This is a genomic window from uncultured Bifidobacterium sp. (genome assembly GCF_959020155.1).
In the GTDB taxonomy this organism is placed as follows: Bacteria; Actinomycetota; Actinomycetes; order Actinomycetales; family Bifidobacteriaceae; genus Bifidobacterium.
In genome coordinates this window covers 25,766-45,587 of sequence record NZ_CAUERC010000012.1, presented here as the reverse complement: position 1 = coordinate 45,587, position 19,822 = coordinate 25,766, and the positions used below count along the sequence as shown (strand labels likewise).

The 19,822-nt window shown below is 61.9% G+C and carries 17 protein-coding genes, 1 pseudogene and 1 riboswitch; of the genes and pseudogenes, 14 read left to right on the top strand and 4 right to left on the bottom strand.

What is annotated here, in order from left to right:
* Positions 1-90 precede the first annotated feature (90 nt).
* Both Q5H31_RS04830 and Q5H31_RS04825 read right to left on the bottom strand, forming a co-directional pair.
* On the bottom strand, positions 91-357 hold the full coding sequence (locus tag Q5H31_RS04830; protein ID WP_117786975.1) for a hypothetical protein: 267 nt from the start codon (positions 355-357) through the stop codon (positions 91-93).
* Between the two features lie 137 nt (positions 358-494).
* The gene (locus Q5H31_RS04825) at positions 495-1,430 is read right to left on the bottom strand and encodes an alpha/beta hydrolase (RefSeq protein WP_302457546.1); all 936 of its coding nucleotides are present in this window, start codon (positions 1,428-1,430) and stop codon (positions 495-497) included.
* A 256-nt stretch (positions 1,431-1,686) separates the two neighbouring features.
* Between Q5H31_RS04825 and Q5H31_RS04820 the strand changes: the two genes are divergently transcribed.
* On the top strand, positions 1,687-2,646 hold the full coding sequence (locus Q5H31_RS04820; RefSeq protein WP_014485672.1) for an aldo/keto reductase family oxidoreductase: 960 nt from the start codon (positions 1,687-1,689) through the stop codon (positions 2,644-2,646).
* Positions 2,647-2,770: 124 nt separating this feature from the next.
* Here Q5H31_RS04820 and Q5H31_RS08220 read toward each other — a convergent pair.
* Positions 2,771-3,022, bottom strand: a pseudogene (locus tag Q5H31_RS08220) (hypothetical protein); the annotation flags it as partial.
* Between the two features lie 100 nt (positions 3,023-3,122).
* A riboswitch (TPP riboswitch) is annotated at positions 3,123-3,254 on the top strand.
* On the opposite strand from Q5H31_RS08220, the gene Q5H31_RS04815 reads away from it, so the two are divergent.
* Positions 3,245-3,625 carry a hypothetical protein gene (locus tag Q5H31_RS04815; RefSeq protein ID WP_302457545.1) on the top strand — a complete coding sequence of 127 codons (381 nt, stop codon included), beginning with the start codon at positions 3,245-3,247 and terminating at the stop codon, positions 3,623-3,625. (Overlaps the previous riboswitch by 10 nt.)
* A gap of 124 nt (positions 3,626-3,749) precedes the next feature.
* Here the strand turns inward: Q5H31_RS04815 and Q5H31_RS04810 are convergent, their stop codons facing one another.
* Positions 3,750-4,382, bottom strand: a complete 633-nt coding sequence (locus Q5H31_RS04810) for an alpha/beta hydrolase (RefSeq protein WP_007056256.1) — start codon at positions 4,380-4,382, stop codon at positions 3,750-3,752.
* 82 nt (positions 4,383-4,464) lie between these two features.
* Between Q5H31_RS04810 and Q5H31_RS04805 the strand changes: the two genes are divergently transcribed.
* The 12 genes from Q5H31_RS04805 (at position 4,465) to Q5H31_RS04750 (ending at position 19,819) form a co-directional block, all read left to right on the top strand.
* A complete protein-coding gene (locus tag Q5H31_RS04805; RefSeq protein ID WP_007054214.1) occupies positions 4,465-5,535 on the top strand; it encodes a tRNA (adenine-N1)-methyltransferase in 1,071 nt (356 codons plus the stop codon).
* Positions 5,536-5,640: 105 nt separating this feature from the next.
* Positions 5,641-6,198: a histidine phosphatase family protein gene (locus Q5H31_RS04800; RefSeq protein WP_007052218.1), complete on the top strand. Its 558-nt coding sequence runs from the start codon at positions 5,641-5,643 to the stop codon at positions 6,196-6,198.
* 110 nt (positions 6,199-6,308) lie between these two features.
* Entirely contained in the window at positions 6,309-8,612 is a 2,304-nt protein-coding gene (gene metE / locus Q5H31_RS04795; protein ID WP_129923512.1) for a 5-methyltetrahydropteroyltriglutamate--homocysteine S-methyltransferase, read from the top strand.
* Positions 8,613-8,670: 58 nt separating this feature from the next.
* A complete protein-coding gene (gene metF, locus Q5H31_RS04790; protein WP_007056718.1) occupies positions 8,671-9,525 on the top strand; it encodes a methylenetetrahydrofolate reductase [NAD(P)H] in 855 nt (284 codons plus the stop codon).
* Positions 9,526-9,658: 133 nt separating this feature from the next.
* Positions 9,659-10,612: a choloylglycine hydrolase gene (bsh, locus tag Q5H31_RS04785; RefSeq protein ID WP_007052221.1), complete on the top strand. Its 954-nt coding sequence runs from the start codon at positions 9,659-9,661 to the stop codon at positions 10,610-10,612.
* A gap of 55 nt (positions 10,613-10,667) precedes the next feature.
* A complete protein-coding gene (locus Q5H31_RS04780) occupies positions 10,668-13,898 on the top strand; it encodes a bifunctional [glutamine synthetase] adenylyltransferase/[glutamine synthetase]-adenylyl-L-tyrosine phosphorylase (RefSeq protein ID WP_032746432.1) in 3,231 nt (1,076 codons plus the stop codon).
* A 141-nt stretch (positions 13,899-14,039) separates the two neighbouring features.
* Complete coding sequence (gene pyrB, locus Q5H31_RS04775; protein ID WP_007054218.1) at positions 14,040-15,002, top strand: aspartate carbamoyltransferase; 963 nt, start codon at positions 14,040-14,042, stop codon at positions 15,000-15,002.
* Positions 15,002-15,421, top strand: coding sequence for an aspartate carbamoyltransferase regulatory subunit (locus tag Q5H31_RS04770; protein ID WP_007052224.1), 420 nt, complete (start codon positions 15,002-15,004; stop codon positions 15,419-15,421). Before pyrB ends, Q5H31_RS04770 begins: the two co-directional genes overlap by 1 nt.
* On the top strand, positions 15,418-16,914 hold the full coding sequence (locus Q5H31_RS04765) for a dihydroorotase (RefSeq protein ID WP_007054219.1): 1,497 nt from the start codon (positions 15,418-15,420) through the stop codon (positions 16,912-16,914). Before Q5H31_RS04770 ends, Q5H31_RS04765 begins: the two co-directional genes overlap by 4 nt.
* Positions 16,915-16,931: 17 nt before the next feature.
* Positions 16,932-17,885 carry an orotidine-5'-phosphate decarboxylase gene (pyrF, locus tag Q5H31_RS04760; protein ID WP_007052226.1) on the top strand — a complete coding sequence of 318 codons (954 nt, stop codon included), beginning with the start codon at positions 16,932-16,934 and terminating at the stop codon, positions 17,883-17,885.
* A gap of 135 nt (positions 17,886-18,020) precedes the next feature.
* Positions 18,021-18,845 carry a dihydroorotate dehydrogenase electron transfer subunit gene (locus Q5H31_RS04755; protein WP_007052227.1) on the top strand — a complete coding sequence of 275 codons (825 nt, stop codon included), beginning with the start codon at positions 18,021-18,023 and terminating at the stop codon, positions 18,843-18,845.
* Positions 18,846-18,847: 2 nt separating this feature from the next.
* The gene (locus Q5H31_RS04750) at positions 18,848-19,819 is read left to right on the top strand and encodes a dihydroorotate dehydrogenase (protein ID WP_007052228.1); all 972 of its coding nucleotides are present in this window, start codon (positions 18,848-18,850) and stop codon (positions 19,817-19,819) included.
* Positions 19,820-19,822 lie beyond the last annotated feature (3 nt).

Sequence of the window (19,822 nt, the reverse complement as noted above, 5' to 3'; positions counted from 1 at the left end):
TTTTCTAGGCAATTTCCAATCTAACGGGTGTTGCACTTTCATTTAGACAACGGGCACTCAAAGAGGAAATCGGCCGCGTGCTAAAGTAACTTACTGATACCAAAACATTCTAACACTACTCCGACGATGCCCCGCCACCGCGGCCACAAGAATGCACGCAATACCGAATACGCGCAGCGCGCCGCCTTTGACCTGCGCATTCGGGCGGAAGAAAATACACCACCAAATCAGATACAGCGCATGACCCCACATCAGCTGCCGCGAACGGCTAAATCTGCCGAGTTCATCGAGTTCACCGGCCCTATTAAGTCCCTCAACTCCATCAATCGCCGTCTGACCCATCACATCACGCTTCATACACATTGCCGATTGACAGTCCTAGAACACAGTCTAGAACTGTCATGGTATGTTCGCGCAGATAAGGGCTCCAACAAAATTGGCTAAAAGAGAACTCGGCAACCTATAAAAAGGGCGCGCCCGTGTGCCCTTATCGTTCAGCTCCGCTCACGAATGAAATCGAAAATCACGTCGAAGACCTGCTGGCTCCAAAAATCGTACTCATGTTCGGCGCCGTCGACTAGCACCAGCTGCGCGTCCACGCCGTGCTCGGCCAGCCGGTCGCGCATCTTGACGGATTGATGGTAGGGGACCACGGTGTCGGCGGTACCGTGCAACAGGAGCATCGGCGGATACTGTTGGTCATCCCGCACCTGCAGGTAGGGGCTCATGTCAGCCGCGCGCTGACGGACCTCGGCATTGATGCCGGTCTCATGGGTCGCGCCCACCACGGCCGCGAACGGGCCGAAATAATACAGCCGGAATGGATTGGTCTCATCGTCGAATGCGTCGACTGCTTCAAGCATGTCGGTGGGCGGGAAGCAGCTGACCACGTACTTCACCGCATCGCTCTCATCGGCATTGGTGCCGTCCTCATACCGCGGCTCGTCGGCGGTCAACCCCACCAGCAGCGACGTGTTGCCGCCGGACGACGTGCCCCAGATACCGAGACGGTCGGGGTCCACGTGCCATTGGCGCGCGTTTGCCCTGAGATAGCGGATGGCTGCTTTGACGTCCTCGAGATATGCGGGGAACACGTCGTGGGGATCGCTCGAGGCATCGCGATGATTCACCGTAGCCACCACAAAGCCTTCGCGGGCCAAAGCCGAGAGCTGCGGGATCTCGTAGTCGCGATGCGGCGTGGTCCAGGCGCTGCCTTGCACGAATACCACGGTGGGGTAGCGGCGGTCATCGTCATCGCCGGTGGATTGCGGGGCGATGATATCCATCACCAGGTTATCGGCCCCGGTCTTGTACGCCACGTTGCGGGTCAGCGTGGCCAATCCGGCAAGCGTGGGATTGTGCGGGATATGGATGACATTGTTTGCGCCGGCGTTGGCATCACTGACTTTGGCTGAATCGGTAGTGTTCATGGAATCCCCCTAGCTTTGTTGCTATAGAGGTCATCATACAAGAAATAGGCATGATTACGGCACAACGATGTCTCGATCACAGCGAAGACATAAAGACGCGAAGACGCGCCCGGCAGCGCGCGCTGCCTGCCTGCGAGTTGTCTTCAAGTGCACTTCAAGCGATAAGGTGACATAAGCCGCGGCAATGGAGATTGCTGTCCGGCAACGAGGCGGACAGTGCCCGTTCGCCGATTCACGATAACAGAAATGAGACACTATGAAGACTCAGGAAATCGGACAATCCGGCATGATTGCGTCACGAGTGGCGCTGGGTGTGATGCGCATGGACGCGCTGGATGCCGCCGATGCGGCACGTACCGTGGCCGTGGCCCATGATTCTGGCATCGACTATTTCGACACGGCGGACATCTATGGATTCCATGATCATGCCGCGCACGCCAGTTCGAAGCGTTTCGGCCAAGCGTGGAAGGACGCAGGACTCGACCGCAGCACCATCTTCATCCAAACCAAGTTCGGCATCGACTACAGTTTCGGCGAAAACGATGGCGGCGCCAACGGATATGACTTCAGCGCCAAGCATCTGATTGACGCACTCGATCACGAGCTTGAGGCTTTGCAGACGGATTACGTCGACGCCGTGCTGCTGCACCGTATTGACACGCTGTTTGAGTTGAACGAGGTCGCCGAAGCATTCGACGCGTTGGAATCAAGCGGTAAAGTGCGTCATTTCGGAATCAGCAATATGGGCCCGTGGCAGATCGAACTATTGCAAAGCGGCCTTCGTCAGAAATTGGAAATCAACCAACTGCAGTTCGGCCTGATGCATACGCAGATGCTCGACGCTGAAATCCAATTCAATATGGCGAGCGATCCCGCAGCCGATCGCACCGGTGGCATCCTGCCTTATTCACGGCTGAAGCATATGACCATTCAGGCATGGTGCCCATTCCAATCCGGCACGGAATACGGTCCGTTCGTCGGCAACGAGCATTTCCCCGAGCTGAACGCCGAATTGACCCGTCTTGCCGGCAAATACGGTTCCACGCCCAACGGCATTGCCGTCGCTTGGATTCTGCGTCATCCCGCCGGTATCCAACCGTTGCTCGGCTCAATGACACCGGAGCGCATCCGCCAGATGGCGGCCGGTGCCGATATCGAACTCGAACGCCGTGACTGGTGGTCGCTGTATCAGGCAGCCGGCAATCCGTTGGTGTGAGCGAGAGATGACGAGACCACTGCCGTTGAGGCGCGTGTTCAGCGTGCATACATCTCAACGGCAGTCAATGCTGTGTCAATCCACCCACGACGAGAACAACGACACGAACATTCCGCGAATCACATCAGAACGACGGCATATCGAGCGAGGGAACTGAATCATCGGCCTTACTGGTCCCGTTCGCGGGCGAGTCGACATCGTGATTGCGGAACCACTCGACAACCCGTGTTTCACTCACCGGCATCAAATCCCAAGCATCCAAGCCAACATTCAGTGCCTCCGGGCGTGCACCACCGAGTCCCTCAATCTCAACCGTATCGTGCGGCTCCAAACTTTCGAACAGGTTAAGTGCGGGGCGGTCTTCCAACCACCAGTCGTGAAATACCTCATGGCAGTCGCCTTCCCTTTTCGGCGTGCAGCAATCATTTCCCATCCTAGGCGCAGCCGGCACCTGTCGGTTCGTGTTGCCATAATGAGGCGCATTGCAGGGGAACCCGTGAACGCAAGCTGCCGGCCATCGTGGCGGCGAACGGGTTGAGAAAGGCGCTGTGCCTGACCCTTGGAACCTGTTGGCCAACACCATCGAAGGGAGCAAACGATGTCTTTTGACGCCGCCGCATTCGGCCCGATCACCCTGAACCACCTGCCGCCGTTCGCCCAGCGCCTACGACATGCAGTACACGTGGAAACCCGAATGGGACGTGTGAGGCGCACGATGGATGAGCGGTGGGCGCGTGCTTTGCGCGCCAAAGGCATTGATATTGACGAGGCTGACGGTGCTGGTGAGAAACGGGCACACGACGGCAAACGGCATACCGACATCACGGGTACTGGTCGACGCTCCGAGTCCCAGCCGGCTGCCGGGCTCCGCGGTCGATCCAATACCAGTACGAATCTGCCGGGGCCGAAGGTGACGGCACGCGCCACGCCATTCAAGGCCACCGGTCATAAGGGCGGCATCAGCCGGCAGGGGAATTGAGCTGATCGCAGAACCATCGCGCGATGAATGGGCGTGGCCAACACATTCCGCCATTGTTGAACCGCTTCTACTTGGACCGGTACCTCTTTGAACGGAGATATTCCATATTGAAGCTATTCCGGCATCATATGGCACGTAGGAAATCCCGGATATCGGCGATTTCCTCATCACAGATGGCATGGGCCATGCCGGAATACTCGCGATAGGTCAGATGCCCGGCCCGTTCAAGGACCTGATGGGCCGTTTGCTGGTCGGGCAGCGGAATCGTGCGGTCCTGCGCGCCATACGCCAGGAAGAATCGGGTAGGGGAGTCAAGCGCCGCCTGTTCCTCGCCCATGAACGAAGGACTGAGCAGGATCGCGGCATCGAACAACGTCGGATGCGCCTTGACCAGACGATACGACAGATAACCGCCTTGGGAGAAACCGATCAATATCTTCCTGCGATGGGCGAATGCCGAGGCGTCCAGCAGTGAAGCCACCGCATCCCCGACCGCCGCGCATTCGCGTTGGCGCTCGTCCACGCCGCAGCCGTCGGGATACCAGTAATTGCCGCCCATATAGGGCCTCGCGTAGGTGGCGCGGAACGAGATATAGCTGGGTACGGCGGCAATTGCAGCCGGGGCCGCATCGGCTCGCGCCGGCGCATATACGGCGTCGAGAATCCGCATCATCTCGCTTTCGTCGTTGCCGTAACCGTGGAACATCAGGAAAATGGGGTCATTGCCGCCGGCATCAATCTGGCTTGTCATCTGCATTCGCATCGTCATCACCTCACCAGCGAGCTTACATGCATTAGACTTGTAGCGATTGACCCACCGAGCACGCAAGGAGCAAGTTATGGAGCCGAGGCGCGGGCCTCTCACCGCAGGCGAGAAAGTGCAGTTCACCGACCGCAAGGGCAAGAAGATCACCGATCAGCTTGTGGCCGGCGGCTCCACGCAGACCGAGCATGGCCTGATTCTGCATGACGATGTGATTGGCAAGACCGAAGGCACCGTAATCCTCACCGTGCATGCCAAGCGCGAGGCACAGGTCAATCAGGTCTACCCCGAGAAAGACAAGAACAAGCCGTGGAAATCGTCGCGCGCCATCGGCGGCTGGGAGTATGCGGTGATGCGCCCGCGACTGGCCGATTATGTGCTTTCGATGCCGCGCGGCGCGCAGATCATGTATCCGAAGGACATCGCCCAAGTTATTCAGCTCGGCGACATCCGCTCCGGCATGCGCGTGCTTGAGTCCGGTGCCGGCTCGGGCGCGATGAGCGTGAACCTGCTGGACGCCGTGGGCGAGCGCGGCCACCTGACCACGATCGAGCTGCGCCCCGAATTCGCCAAAGTGGCTCAGGCCAACGCCACGCTGTATTACGGTGAAGCCCCCAGCTGGTGGGATCTCAAAACCGGCGACTTCGATTCCGTTGCCGCCGAACTGCCCGAACACTGGTTCGACCGCATCATGCTCGACATGCTCGACCCGTGGAACAGGCTCGAGCAGGCATACCGCGTGATTGCCCCCGGCGGCGTGTTGGTCAGTTACGTAACTACCACCACGCAGATGAGCCGCATGGCCGAAGCCCTGCGCGCGGCCGGCTGCTGGACCGAGCCGCAGATCCAGGAATCGTTCGAACGCACATGGAAGGCCCAAGGCCTCGCCGTACGCCCCGACCACCAGATGATCGGTCATACCGGTTTCCTTGTTATCTCGCGCGCCATGGCCTCCGGGTTCGAGGCGCTCAGAAAGCGCGATCGCGTGACCAAGGACACACAGACCGACATCGACTCGCTCACCGACGAACAGCGTGAAGCGCAGATCGAGGAACTGGAACTGCGCGACATCTCCGACCACAAACTACGTAAGGTGTTGCGCGACCTCGACCGTCAGGTGGGAGAACTCGGCAATACGCACGAATAACCGCCAAACGATGAGTTTGTGAACGCTCACACACCTCTATACTGGAAGCAATACCACACCGCCACACCGCCACACCGGGCAGACGGTTCGTGAAGGGAGCCACGGATGGGCATCAAGCTGAGTAAAGTCGCCAAAGCGGCGAAGAAATACGACCATATTCTCATCATCATGAGGCATGCCAAGGCTGAGCCGTTCGGCGACAAGGGTGACTCGGAGCGCGAGCTCACCGACAAAGGTCTGAAACAGGCGAAGGCCGTGGGCAAGGGCATCGAGTCGTTGGGACTGGTGCCCGACCAAATCTCCTGCTCGTCCGTTACCCGCACGCGCCAGACGTTGGACCGCATGCTCAAGACCTTTGGCGACAAGCCAATCGTCGACTACCGCATCAGCCTGTATGACGGGGGAGTGCAGGCGGTGTTCGACGAGCTCGCCCACGTCAAGGCCAAGAATCGCGTGTTCATGATCGTGGGCCACGAGCCGACTGTGTCGATCAGCGCCCAATGGCTCGCCTCCGCCGACTCCGACGGCGAACGACTCGACCTGCTGAATTTGGGACTTTCGCCCGCATCCATCGTGATCATGGGATCGAACAAACCGTTCGACGAATGGCAGGTGCACAGCGGCGAACTGCTCGCGGTCATCAATGTGAAAGACTTCGACTAAAGCGGATATAAATTCCATCTATAACGACACTCTGCGGCCATTTATAAGGGCCGGAATCCGGATGTTTTGCTACCCTAAGTCGGGTTACGAACGCATACATTGGAGGATTCATGTCCACTCTGACTTCCGTCTCCGGCTTCCCCCGCATCGGGCAGAACCGCGAACTGAAGAAGATCATCGAAGGCTACTGGAAGGGTGCCAACGACCTCGCCGCCGTCAAGGCCACCGCCGCCGAACTGCGCGCCAAGCACTGGAAGCTGCAGCAGGCCGCCGGCATCGACCTCATTCCCAGCAACGACTTCAGCTACTACGATCAGATGCTGGACACCGCCATCCTTCTCAACGTGATTCCGCAGCGTTACGCACGTCTCTCCTTCGACAACCAGGAGGACACGCTCTTCGCCATGGCCCGCGGCTACCAGGGCGACAAGGGCGACGTGACCGCCCTGCCGATGAAGAAGTGGTTCACCACCAACTACCACTATCTGGTGCCCGAAGTCGAGTCGGCCGCGGAGATCAAGCTCAACTCCACCAAGCCGTTCGACGAGTTCAACGAGGCCAAGGCGCTGGGCATCGACACCAAGCCCGTGTTCATCGGCCCGTACACGTTCCTGAAGCTCGCCCGTACCCCGGAAGCCACCGAACTCGAGCTCGACAAGGGCCTGGTCAACGCCGTGGCCGCCGTCTACGCCGAAGTGCTCGCCAAGTTCAACGAGCTCGGCGCCGCATGGGTCCAGCTCGACGAGCCGTACCTCGTGCTCGACAAGGAGCCGGGCGACGTTGAACTCTTCAAGACCCTGTACACCAAGATCCTGTCCGCCAAGGGCAATGTCAAGGTGCTGCTCAACACCTACTTCGGCCACATCGCCGACGTGTACGAGACCGTCAACCTGCTCGGCTTCGACGGCATCGGCCTGGACCTCAACGAAGGTCGCGAGGAGAACCTCGAAGCCGTCGCCAAGTACGGCGTGGCCTCCAACACCACCATCTTCGCCGGCGTGATCAACGGCCGCAACATCTGGCGCAACAACTACGCCACCTCCCTCGGCCTGGTCGACGCCCTGAAGCAGGTCACCGCCAACGTGGCCGTCTCCACCGCATCCTCCCTGCTGCACGTGCCGTTCAGCACCGAAGGCGAGACCGGCATCCCGGCCGAAGACCTCAAGCACTTCGCGTTCGCCGTCCAGAAGCTCGACGAGCTCAAGGAAGTCGCCGCCCTGGCCGACGCCACCGAGGACGAGAAGAAGGCATCCGCCGCCCTCGCCGCCAACCAGGCTCTGTTCGACGGCACCCGCGTGGCCGCCGACCCGGCCGTCGCCGAGCGCATCGGCAAGCTGTCCGACGCCGACTACGTGCGTCAGCCTGCCCGCGAGGAGCGTCAGGCCCTGCAGCGCAAGGCCCTCGGCCTGCCGCTGCTGCCGACCACCACCATCGGCTCCTTCCCCCAGACCAAGGAGATTCGCGCCGAGCGTGCCAAGCTGCGCAAGGGCGAGGTCACCAAGGAAGCCTACGACGAGTTCATCAAGGCCCAGATCGACGCCGTCATCAAGAAGCAGGAGGAGATCGGCCTCGACGTGCTGGTCCACGGCGAGTTCGAGCGTAACGACATGGTCGAATATTTCGGCCAGAACCTCAACGGCTTCCTGTTCACCAAGAACGCTTGGGTCCAGTCCTACGGCACCCGTTGCGTCAAGCCCCCGATCGTCTGGGGCGACGTTTCCCGCGCCAACCCGATTACCGTGGAATGGTCCGCGTACGCCCAGTCCAAGACCGACCATGTGATGAAGGGCATGCTCACCGGCCCGGTGACCATCCTCAACTGGTCCTGGCCGCGCGAGGACATCACCCACGAGGAGCAGACCAAGCAGCTCGCCCTCGCCATCCGCGACGAAGTGCTCGATCTCGAGGCCGCCGGTATCAAGGTCATCCAGATCGATGAGGCCGCCCTGCGTGAGAAGCTGCCGCTGCGCAAGTCCGACTGGCACGTCAAGTACCTCGACTGGGCCGTTCCGGCCTTCCGTCTGGTGCACTCCGCCGTCAAGCCGACCACCCAGATCCACACCCACATGTGCTACTCCGAGTTCAACGACATCATCCGCGACATCGACGCGATGGATGCCGACGTGATCTCCTTCGAAGCCTCCCGTGGCGATCTGGTGGTGCTCGACGCCATTCATGACGCGCACTTTGAGACCGAGGCCGGCCCGGGCGTCTACGACATTCACTCCCCGCGTATTCCTTCCGAGAAGGAGATCGAGGATCGTATCTACGAGATTCTTGACAAGATGGACGTCAAGAAGGTGTGGATCAACCCCGACTGCGGTCTGAAGACCCGTGGTAACGCCGAGACCTGGCCGAGCCTGGAGAACCTGGTCGCCGCCGCCAAGGCCGTGCGCGCCAAGCTCGACAAGTAGCGGAAATCACCGAGCTCCCTCTGGATGAGGGAGCTCGGGTTTATGTAAGGAAATCAGCATGCATTCCCCGATGTTCACCCTTGAGGTCTTTCCCCCGAAGCGCAACGCGCCTGTCGGCACCATCTACGACACCCTCGACGGACTCGAAGGGCTGAACCCCGACTTCATCTCCGTGACCTACGGTCACGGCACCCATTCCGACCGCACCGCCACCGCGCGCATCGCCCACACGATCAGCAAGGAATACGGCATCCCTGCAGTCGCCCACCTGACCGCGCTCTACTCCGACAAGGCCAAGATCGATGAGGCTCTCGACATGTTCGAGGAAGCCGGCGTGAGCGCCGTGCTCGCGCTGCGCGGCGACTACATCGACGGCGAGCAGCTGGTCGGCGAGTTCAACCACGCCAGCGACCTCGTGTCATACATCCGCTCCGTGAAGCCGGACTTCAAGGTGTTTGGTGCTTGCTACCCGGAAGGCCACTATCAGGCTGACTCGCTGGACCAGGACATCGAAAACCTCAAAATCAAGGTCGATGCCGGCGTCACTCACCTGATTTCCCAGCTCTTCTACGACAATGAGGACTTCTACCGCTTCCTCGACAAGGCGCGCGCCGCCGGCATCACCGTGCCGATCGAGGCGGGCATCATGCCGGTGCGTGGCGCCAAGTCCGTGCGTCGCATGGCCGAGCGCAACGCCTCGCGCATCCCGGACAAGCTCAACACCCTGCTGAACAAGTGGGGGGACGACATCCAGTCCCTGCGTGCCGCCGGCATCCTCTACGCTTCCGAGCAGATCGCCGACCTCGTGGCCCACGACGTGGACGGCGTCCACCTGTATTCGATGAACCACCCCGCCACCACGCGCCGTATCTGGCGCAATGCGGAACCGTTGTTCCGCGGTACGCAAGGTTGACGCATATCGCGGCGCGGCGCATCTCAATGCGTCGCGCCGCACGTTAATCTGCTGGCGAAACCCAGAGTTCCCCCAGCGGCCGATGGGTATCATGAACGTGCAATCCAACCAAAGCGATGGAAGGGAGTCCGTTATGTGCACTGGTGTCCGTTTCTCCGATGATGAGGGCAACACCTATTTCGGCCGTAATCTCGACTGGAGTTTCTCATATGGGGAGACCATCCTGGTCACTCCGCGCGGCTACCACTATGACACGGTGTTCGGTGCGGGCGGCAAGGCGAAGCCGAACGCGGTGATCGGCGTGGGCGTGGTCATGGCCGATAGGCCGATGTATTTCGACTGCGCCAATGAACATGGTCTGGCCATCGCCGGCTTGAATTTCCCCGGCTACGCCTCGTTCGTCCACGAACCGGTCGAAGGCACGGAAAACGTCGCCACGTTCGAATTTCCGCTGTGGGTGGCGCGTAATTTCGACTCCGTCGACGAGGTCGAGGAGGCGCTCAGGAACGTGACGCTCGTCTCCCAGATCGTGCCGGGACAGCAGGAGTCTCTGCTGCACTGGTTCATCGGCGACGGCAAGCGCAGCATCGTCGTCGAGCAGATGGCCGATGGCATGCACGTGCATCATGATGACGTCGATGTGCTGACCAATCAGCCGACGTTCGACTTCCATATGGAAAACCTGCGCAACTACATGTGCGTCAGCAACGAGATGGCCGAACCGACTTCATGGGGCAAGGCCTCCTTGACCGCCTGGGGTGCGGGTGTGGGCATGCATGGCATCCCGGGCGACGTGAGTTCCCCATCGCGCTTCGTTCGTGTGGCCTACACCAACGCGCATTACCCGCAGCAGAACGATGAAGCCGCCAATGTGTCGCGCCTGTTCCACACCCTCGGCTCCGTGCAGATGGTGGACGGCATGGCGAAGATGGGCGACGGCCAGTTCGAACGCACGCTGTTCACCAGCGGATATTCGTCCAAGACCAACACCTATTACATGAACACCTATGATGACCCCGCCATCCGTTCCTACGCCATGGCCGATTACGATATGGATTCCTCGGAGCTCATCAGCGTCGCCCGATGACTCCTTCCCGGCTCATGCCCCATTCGGAGGGCATGAGCGTATATAGTGGAATCTTATGGAATCGTCGATGTTCAAACCCAGCTCCATGGACCTCATCAGGGCAGGTCTGCAAGACCTCGACAAGGCCCGCACCTTGTTCGACCAGCTCAAGACGGACGACATTCCCGATGAGCGATGCGCCGAACTGCTGAGCGCGCTGGCCCACGCCTGCGACCCCGATATGGCATTGAGCAATTTCGTGGATATCGTCAACGCGATGCAATCCAGCCAGCGCGATCTGGAACACGTCATCCCCGACAACGACGCCCTGAAGCGTCTGGTCACGGTGCTCGGCGTCTCCGACGCGATGGGCAAGTTCATGCGCTTCAAGCCGCAGCTTGTGGAGGCGGCAGCAGTCGACAACTGCAACAGCCATCTGTTCAATCACGCGCAACGCCGTGCACGTCTGCTCAAGGCGGTCGGCGCGGACCCGGACGAACCGGCCATGCCCGTCGCCTCCAAGGATCTGGCCGAAGCGGCCACTGCCCTGCGTTCCAGCTACCGGAACCAACTGGCCGCCATCATCGCCCAGGATGCCGTGGCGGACGACCCGACCTCCATCCAACCGACCATCAGCCGCGAACTGTCCGACCTCGCGGACGCGGCGCTCGAAGGCGCGCTGGCCATCGCCCGCCACGAAACCGAGGGCAGCGAGCACGTGCGCTTCACCATCATCGGCATGGGCAAACTCGGCGCACAGGAACTGAACTACGTCTCCGACGTGGACCTCATCTACGTGGTCGAACCGGCCGACAAGGATGTGGACCATCAGACGCTGATTCGCGTGGGCACCAAGATGGGCACCATGTTACAGCGCGTCTGCCAGTCCGCCATCATGGGCGTGGCCGAGCAGCCGCTGTGGCAGATCGACGGCGGCCTGCGCCCGGAAGGCAAGGACGGCGCGCTGGTGCGCGTGCTCTCCTCGCACAAGAACTATTACGAGCAGTGGGCCGAGAATTGGGAGTTCCAAGCGCTGCTCAAGGCCCGCCCGGTGGCCGGCGACCCCGACCTCGGTCAGGCCTACATGGACATGACCCGGCCGTTCGTGTGGAGCGCATCCAAGCGCAAGAACTTCGTCTACGACTGCCAGAAAATGCGCAAGCGCGTGGAGGATTTGATTCCCGCGCCCCTGAAGGACCGCGAGATTAAGCTCGGCCGCGGCGGTCTGCGCGATGTGGAATTCACCGTGCAGATGCTCCAGCTCGTACACGGCCGCACCGACGAATCGCTGCGCACCAGCAACACGCTCGACTCGCTGCAGCGCCTGTCCGAAGGCGGCTATGTCTCGCGCAAGCAGGCCGTGCGCATGTCCCAGGACTACCGCTTCGAGCGCGTGATGGAACATCGCCAGCAGATCTGGTCCCTGAAGCGCACGCACCTGTTCCCGGACCTCGGCCGGGCCTCGGTCGGAGGCCTCGAAAAGAAGCGCGACATCGACGTGGACGAGCTCAACCAGAACCAGGAGCTGCGCCGACTCGCCCGCGCATTCGGCCTGCACCCGGAAGAACTCGTCGACAAGTACGACGACACCCGCCGCGAAGTACGCCACCTGCACCTCGACATCTACTATCGCCCGATGCTGCCGGTCAACGCCCAGATGGAGAACGACCAGATCGTCCTGAGCGTCGAGGCAGCACAGGAACGATTCGAATCCATCGGTTTCGGCGACCCGGACGCCGCCATCCGCCACGTGCAGGCGCTCACCGCCGGCGTGGGGCGCGCGGCCAAAATCAACCGCATCATTCTGCCCGCCGTCTTGCAGTGGCTGGGCGAGGGCCAGAACCCGGACATGGGCCTGCTCAACTGGCGCAAACTGGAGGAGAACTTCGGCACCGAATCCGGCTACCTCGGCTTCCTGCGCGACTCCACCTCCGCCGCCCAGCGCCTGTGCCACATCCTGTCCAACTCACGATTCCTGGGCGACGCGCTCAACAAGTCGGTCGAATCGATCAGCTGGCTTGGCGACGACGACAATCTGCAGGCCCGCACGCGCGAGGCCTTGGACGTGCAGACCGGCTCGGCGCTGGAACGTTTCGGCTCGAACATCAACGAGTTCGCCACCTCCATGCGCGCCATGCGCCGCCACGAAATCGAACGCATCGGCCTGTCTTGGATGAGCGGTGTGATCAGCGACTCCGACAGTCTCAAGGCCATGACCGACGTGTATGACGCGATCATCGATGCCTCCCTGACCTGGGCCGTGCGCCACCAGATCGCCGAGTTCGGCGTCGAAACCGCGCCGGCCGGCATCACCGTCATCGCCATGGGCCGTTACGGCGGGCGCGAAGTGAACTTCAGCTCCGATGCGGATGCCATTCTCATCTACCGTCCGGCCGACGATGCCGACGACGGCCAAGCCAACGCCTTCGCCAAGAAGGTCGTGGAAGACCTGCGCAACATCCTGCAAGGACCGACGACGCTGGAACCCAAGATCGAACTCGACCTGGACCTGCGCCCGGAAGGCAAGAACGGCCCGCTCGTGCGCTCCTATGCCTCCTGCGAGGAATACTACGAATCCTGGGCTTCGACCTGGGAGCGCCAGGCGCTGCTGCGCGCCCGGTACGCGGCCGGCGACGCTGAACTGGCGCGGGACTTCCTGATCAACATCGCCGACCCGCTGCGCTACCCGACCACGGAACTGACTGAAGCAGAATTGCAGAACATCCGCAAGCTCAAGGCCCGCATGGAAGCCGAGCGTCTGCCGCGCGGCGTGCGCCGTGAACGGCATCTGAAGCTCGGCAAGGGCGGCTTGTCTGACGTGGAATGGACCGTGCAACTCATGCAGCTCCAGCACGCCGGCGATATCAAAGATCTGCGCGTCAACGGCACGCTGGAGGCATTGGACGTGCTGGAAGCCAAGAAGCTCATCAGCGCTATCGACGCGATTCAGCTGCGCAAGGCATGGACGTTGTGCACCGCGGCCCGCAACGGCAGCTATCTGTGGAGCGGGCGCGCCAACCAGGCCGATATTCTGCCTGATGACATCTATTCGCTGGGCGGCATCGCCGTCTACCTCGGCTACGGCGCCCACCGCGGCCAGCATTTCGAGAACGACCTGCTGGCCGTGATGCGCAAATGCCGTGACGTATGCCAGCGCTTGTTCTATGGGAAGACCGAAGGCGAGGCGGCTGCGGCAACCACCGCCACGGCCTCCGCCGCAACGCAGCAGCCGCAAACCGCCCCTCGCCCGCGTATGCACGTGATCGCACCGCGACTGGAACGAAATCGACGCCGCGCGCAGCGATAAGGCAGCATATTCGTTGGATTTTCAGGTGGACACTCGGTGAATGCGGCTGTCCGAAAAATGGCGTAAGTTAGATTAGGTCACGCAAGGGTGGCCACCTGAAAACCACGAGCGAAAAGGTGAGCCTTGTCTGAAGAAACGCCAATGGTCGGCAAAAGCGTCGTAACGCTGGACGGCCTGTCTACAAACCAGATTCTCGACCTGCTGCATAAGGCCGAATACATCGATTCCCACCGCAAAGAGATTGCCCATACCTGCGATGGGCGAGTGCTGGCCACGCTGTTCTACGAGCCCTCCACCCGTACGCGCCTGAGCTTTGAGACCGCAATGCTACGTCTCGGCGGCAAGGTCATCGGATTCGCCGGCGCGCAGCTGGCCTCCGTGACCAAGGGCGAATCCATCGCCGACACGTTGAAGACCGTGTCCAACTACGTGGACGTGGTCGCCATCCGTCACCCGAAGGAGGGTGCCGCGCTGGTGGCCTCCCGCGCCGCATCCGTGCCGGTAATCAACGCCGGCGACGGCGGCCACATGCACCCCACGCAGACGCTGGCCGACCTGGCCACGCTGCAGTCGCGCTTCGGCCGCATCACCGACCTGACCGTGGGACTGTGCGGCGATTTGACCTTCGGCCGCACCGTGCACTCCCTGATCGAGACCCTGTGCCGCTTCGGCAACGTGCGCTTCGTGCTCATCAGCCCGGACGAGCTCAAGACCCCGCAGTACGTGATCGACCGCATCAACGCCACCGACAGCTGCTCCTACGTGGAAGTGCGCGACCTGGCCTCCGTGATCGGCGACCTCGACGTGCTGTACATGACCCGCGTACAGAAGGAACGCTTCTTCAACGAAGACGACTACCTGCGCCTGCGCGACACCTACATTCTCGACGAAGAGAAGCTGCAGCTCGCCAAGCCGTCCATGGCCGTGCTTCACCCGCTGCCGCGCGTCAACGAAATCGCCGTGGACGTGGACGACGACCCGCGTGCCGCCTACTTCGAACAGGTCAAGAACGGCATGCTCGTGCGCATGGCCCTCGAAAGCACCGTGGTGGGCGACGAACTGCCCGGATACGAACCGCTCAACCCCAAGGAGGTTCAGGCCTGATGGAAGTCACCAGCATTCAGAACGGCATCATTATCGACCATGTGCCGGCCGGAACCTCGCTGAAGGTTCTCGAATACCTGAAAATCGACCCGGCCAAAACCAAGCTTGCGCTCATCATGAACGCCGACTCCAAGCGTTACGGCTCCAAGGACATCATCAAAATCGAAGATGACAAGGACATCGACCTCGACGTGCTCGGCTTCGTGGCCCGCCAAGCCACCGTGGACGTGGTGCGCGGCGGCAAGATCGTCGAAAAGAAGCAGCCGAACCTGCCCGAGCACATCGTCGGCGTGATTTCCTGCGTGAACCCGCGCTGCGTGACCACCGCCGAGCCCGGCATCAAGCAGATGTTCCACCTCGTGCACTCCGAGCGGCTCGAATACCGCTGCGACTACTGCGACGAGGAAGCCAAACTGTGAGCATCACCCTACGCAACATCAAGGTCTGGAACACCGGCGAGGTCATCGACCTCGTGGTGCCCGGGACCGCTGCCGCCTACTTCGCCGACACCTCCGCCGTGGCTGACGGCGCCGACATCGACGCCACCGGCCTGACCGTGGCCCCCGGTTTCGAAGACCCACACGTCCACTTCCGCGATCCCGGCCAGACCTACAAGGAATCGATGGTCTCCGGCTGCCGTGCGTCCGCATCCGGCGGATACACGAACGTGCTCATCATGCCGAACACGTTGCCGGCACTGGATGGGCAGACCGTGTCTGGCCCGGAAGCGACCGGTGCAAAAGAGGTTCTGGATGCCGGCTTCGACAACGTCATCGACTTCCTGCAGCAGTACGATACTGCGCATGACGTTCAATTGCCGGTTCGTTACGATCTGTGCGTGTGCGCGTCCAAGGATCGCGCCGGTCATGAGGCAAGCGACGTTGCCGATTGGCTCAAGTACGTGCCCGGATTCGAGGACGACGCCAAGACGCCGGCCATGCTCACGCACCCCATCACCGCAATCAGCGACGACGGTTCCGCTGTGACGCCGGAGATCCTGGACCAGGTGCTGGAGAACGTCAAGGCCTCCGACCTGTACCTGATCGAGCATTGCGAGCATCACGATACAGGTGCCGTGAACGAAGGCCCCGTTTCCCGCGAGCTTGGCGTGCCCGGCATTCCGGAAGACACCGAGCTCAAGATCGTGGCCCGCGATATCGAAGCGGCCCGCCGCACCGGTGTCCACGTGCACTTCCAGCATGTGAGCACTGCCATCTCGTTCGAGGCGATTCGCAGGGCCAAGGCCGAAGGACTGCCGATTACCTGCGAGACCGCGCCGCACTATCTGGCGTTGAGCGACGAGGCGCTGCTCAAGTACGGCACGCTCGCCAAGATGAATCCGCCACTGCGCTCCGAAGCGGACCGCAAAGCCACCATCGCGGCCATCGCCGACGGCACCGTGGATCTGCTGGCCACCGACCATGCGCCGCACACGTTGGCAGAGAAGGAACTCGGCTTCCTTGAGGCGCCCAACGGCATCATCGGACTGGAATGCGCGTACGGCGTGTGCCACAAGGTGCTCGTCGACGGCGGCTTCATTTCCGATGAGCGTCTGATCGAGCTCATGTCCGTTGGACCTGCCGAACTCATGGGGCATGTGCCAACCGACGTAGCCGCGCTGGTCGAGGACTACGCCGAACCCGCGCCCACCGGGGATGATCCGGATGGCGTGATTGCGGGGGAGAGCGACGCTCAGCCGCAGCGTGAAGGCGTCAACCGACTGCTCGACTTGAGCCGCGTGGATGACGCCGACAATGTCGACCTCGTGGTGCTCAACGCCGCCGAGGAATGGACCGTGGACCCCGAACAGTTCCACTCCAAGGCTCGTAACACCCCGTTCGGCGGCTGGCAGGTCACCGGACGCCCCCTCGCCACAATCATCGGCTCCCAGCTGATGTTCAGCCGTCTGTAGATAACACAAGGAGCAGCATGGATCGCCTGATCGAAGCGATTGACAACACTCAGAACCCCAGCGTCGTGGGCCTTGACCCCACTGAGGCGCTGGTGCCGCCGCAGGTCGTGGCGAGCTTTGCCGACGAGGTGCGTGACTCGGTCGAATCCCCGGAGGAAGTCGAATCCGCGCAGCTGGCCGTCGCCTACTTCGAATACAACCGCACGATCATTGACGCCATCGCCGACATCGTGCCCGCCGTCAAACCGCAGATCGCCATGTACGAGGCGCTCGGCCCCGCCGGCGTGGACATCTACACGATGACCTGCGAATACGCGGCCCAGCAGGGCCTCTACGTGCTCGGCGACATCAAGCGTGGCGACATCGGCTCCACCGCAGCCGCCTACGCCCACCACCTGAACGGCGTGGGCGACTTCGACCCGTGGCATGAGGATGCGGTGACCGTCAACCCGTATCTCGGCACCGACGGCATCACCCCGTTCGTCGAGGCCGCCGCCGAAGCCGACAAGGACATCTTCGTGCTCGTGCGCACCTCCAACCCGTCCTCCAGCGAACTGCAGATGCTCGACCTGGCCGACGGCACGAAGGTCTACGAGCACGTGGCCGATCTTGTGGAAGGATGGGGCGCCGAGACCATCGGCAGCCACGGCTACTCCCGCGTGGGCGCGGTGGTCGGCGCCACCCACCCCGAGGAAGGCAAGGCGTTGCGTGAACGTATGCCGCACACGTTCTTCCTCGTGCCGGGCTACGGTGCGCAGGGCGGCACGGCCGCGGACGTGGCAGGCATGTTCGACAAGCAGGGCAGCGGCGCCATCGTCAACTCGTCGCGCGGCATTATCGGCGCATGGAAGAAGAGCGGCAAGTACTCCGAATCCATGACCGCCGACGAGGCGCTGGACCTTGTGGCGAGCAGCGCGCGCCAGGCGGCGCTCGACATGCGCGATAATCTGCGGGTTGCCGTATATAGGTAGGTAGATTGTCCGGCTGTGGGCTATACGTGAGTGTGGGCTGGAAACCGGAGCCGAGTGTGTTTAACTACCTCTCAGTCAACCTGCGGTTGACCGCTCCCCTGATAGGGGGAGCTTGATGTGCTGAATAGGAATGAAATGACAACTTTCACCCCCACCCATGATGTGGTTACGGAAGCGACTGCGGCCGGATTCTTCCCGCCGCGCCACAACGTCGAAATCACGCAGGTTACGGAACTGACCGACCGCGTGATGCGACTGACGTTCCGCGACCCGTTCATCGCCTCCCATGCCAAGCCCGCCCAGTTCGTCAACCTGTTCACGCACGACGACTTCATGCTCATGCCGCGTCCGTTCGGCGTCAGCGAAGTCGACGGCGACGAAGTCAGCGTGATCTTCGCCGTCGTGGGACACGGCACCGAACAGTTGGCAGGACTGCAGGCCGGCGACACCGTCGACGTGCTCGGCCCGCTCGGCCGCGGCTTCAACCTCAAGGAAGACGCCAACTACATTCTTGTCGGCGGCGGACTCGGCGTGCCCCCGCTAATCTACGCCGCGCAAAAGCTCGCCGAACACGACGCCTCCTTTGCCACCGCCGTATTCGGTTACCGCAACGACCACTTCGCCGAGGAATACGTCTCCCGGTACGCGGACTGGTCGTGGAGCATCGACGACGCCGAAGGCAACGTGGTCGACCTGCTCAACAAACTGGAACAAGGCGACGACCTGAAGGCCTACGATCGCAAGCCGATCATTCTGTCCTGCGGACCGCTGCCTATGATGAAGGCCGTGGCCGACTGGGCCGCCGAACGCGGCATCCCCGCGCAGCTGAGCATGGAACAGCGCATGGGCTGCGGCTATGGCACCTGCGTGCTGTGCACCATCGACACCGTGGACGGCCGCCTCAAGGTCTGCTCCGACGGACCCGTGTTCACCCGCGAACAGCTCGGATGGGGGAAGTGACGATGAGCGCAAACAACCAGTCCGCGCAGGGCGGCGACAACCACATCAACCTGTACGAGCCCCACGTGTGGAAGCACCACACCAAGGTGGCCGGTCTGGAATGGAAGAATCCGGTCGGCACCGCCTCCGGCACCTTCCAGTACGCCGCCGTCCGCTGGTTCTACGACGTCAGCCAGCTCGGCGCCGTATGCACCAAGGGCGCCTCGCCCGTACCGTGGGAAGGCAATCCCTCGCCGCGCACCGCCGAATCGCCGGCCGCGAACATCAACGCCGTGGGCCTGCAGAATCCCGGCATCGACCATTACTTGGCCGAGGACCTGCCCAAGCTCAAGGCCGCGGGCGCGTTCGTCATCTCCAATGTCGCCGGACATTGCGATGACGATTACGCGGCGGTCGTGGAAAAGCTCGCCGACTCCGACGCGGACATGCTGGAAATCAACGTCAGCTGCCCGAACGTTTCCGCCGGCGGCATGAGCGTGGGCACCGACCCGGTGGCCCTCGCCAATCTTATGGACCGGCTGCGCCCGATGACCGACAAGCCGATGATCGTCAAACTCACGCCGAACGTCACCGACATCACCGTGCCGGCGCGCGCGGCCGTGGAACATGGCGCCGACGCGTTGAGCATGATCAACACGCTCAAAGGCATGCGCATTAACATTCGCACCGGCAAGCCGATCATCGCCAACGTCACCGGCGGCGTATCCGGCCCGGCCGTGCTGCCGGTCGGCCTGGCAGCCGTCTATCGGGTGCGCACCGCACTGCCGGAGATTCCGATCATCGGCCTCGGCGGCATCGACAGCGGCGAGAAGGCGCTCGAATACCTGTACGCCGGCGCGAACGCCGTCGAAGTGGGTGCGGCCGCGCTCTTCGACCCGGTGGCCCCGCTGCGCGTCGCCCGCGAACTCGACGACCTGTTGGACAGCCGTCCCGAACTCGCTGCTAAACTGGCCGCAGGACAGACTTGGAGGTAAGGA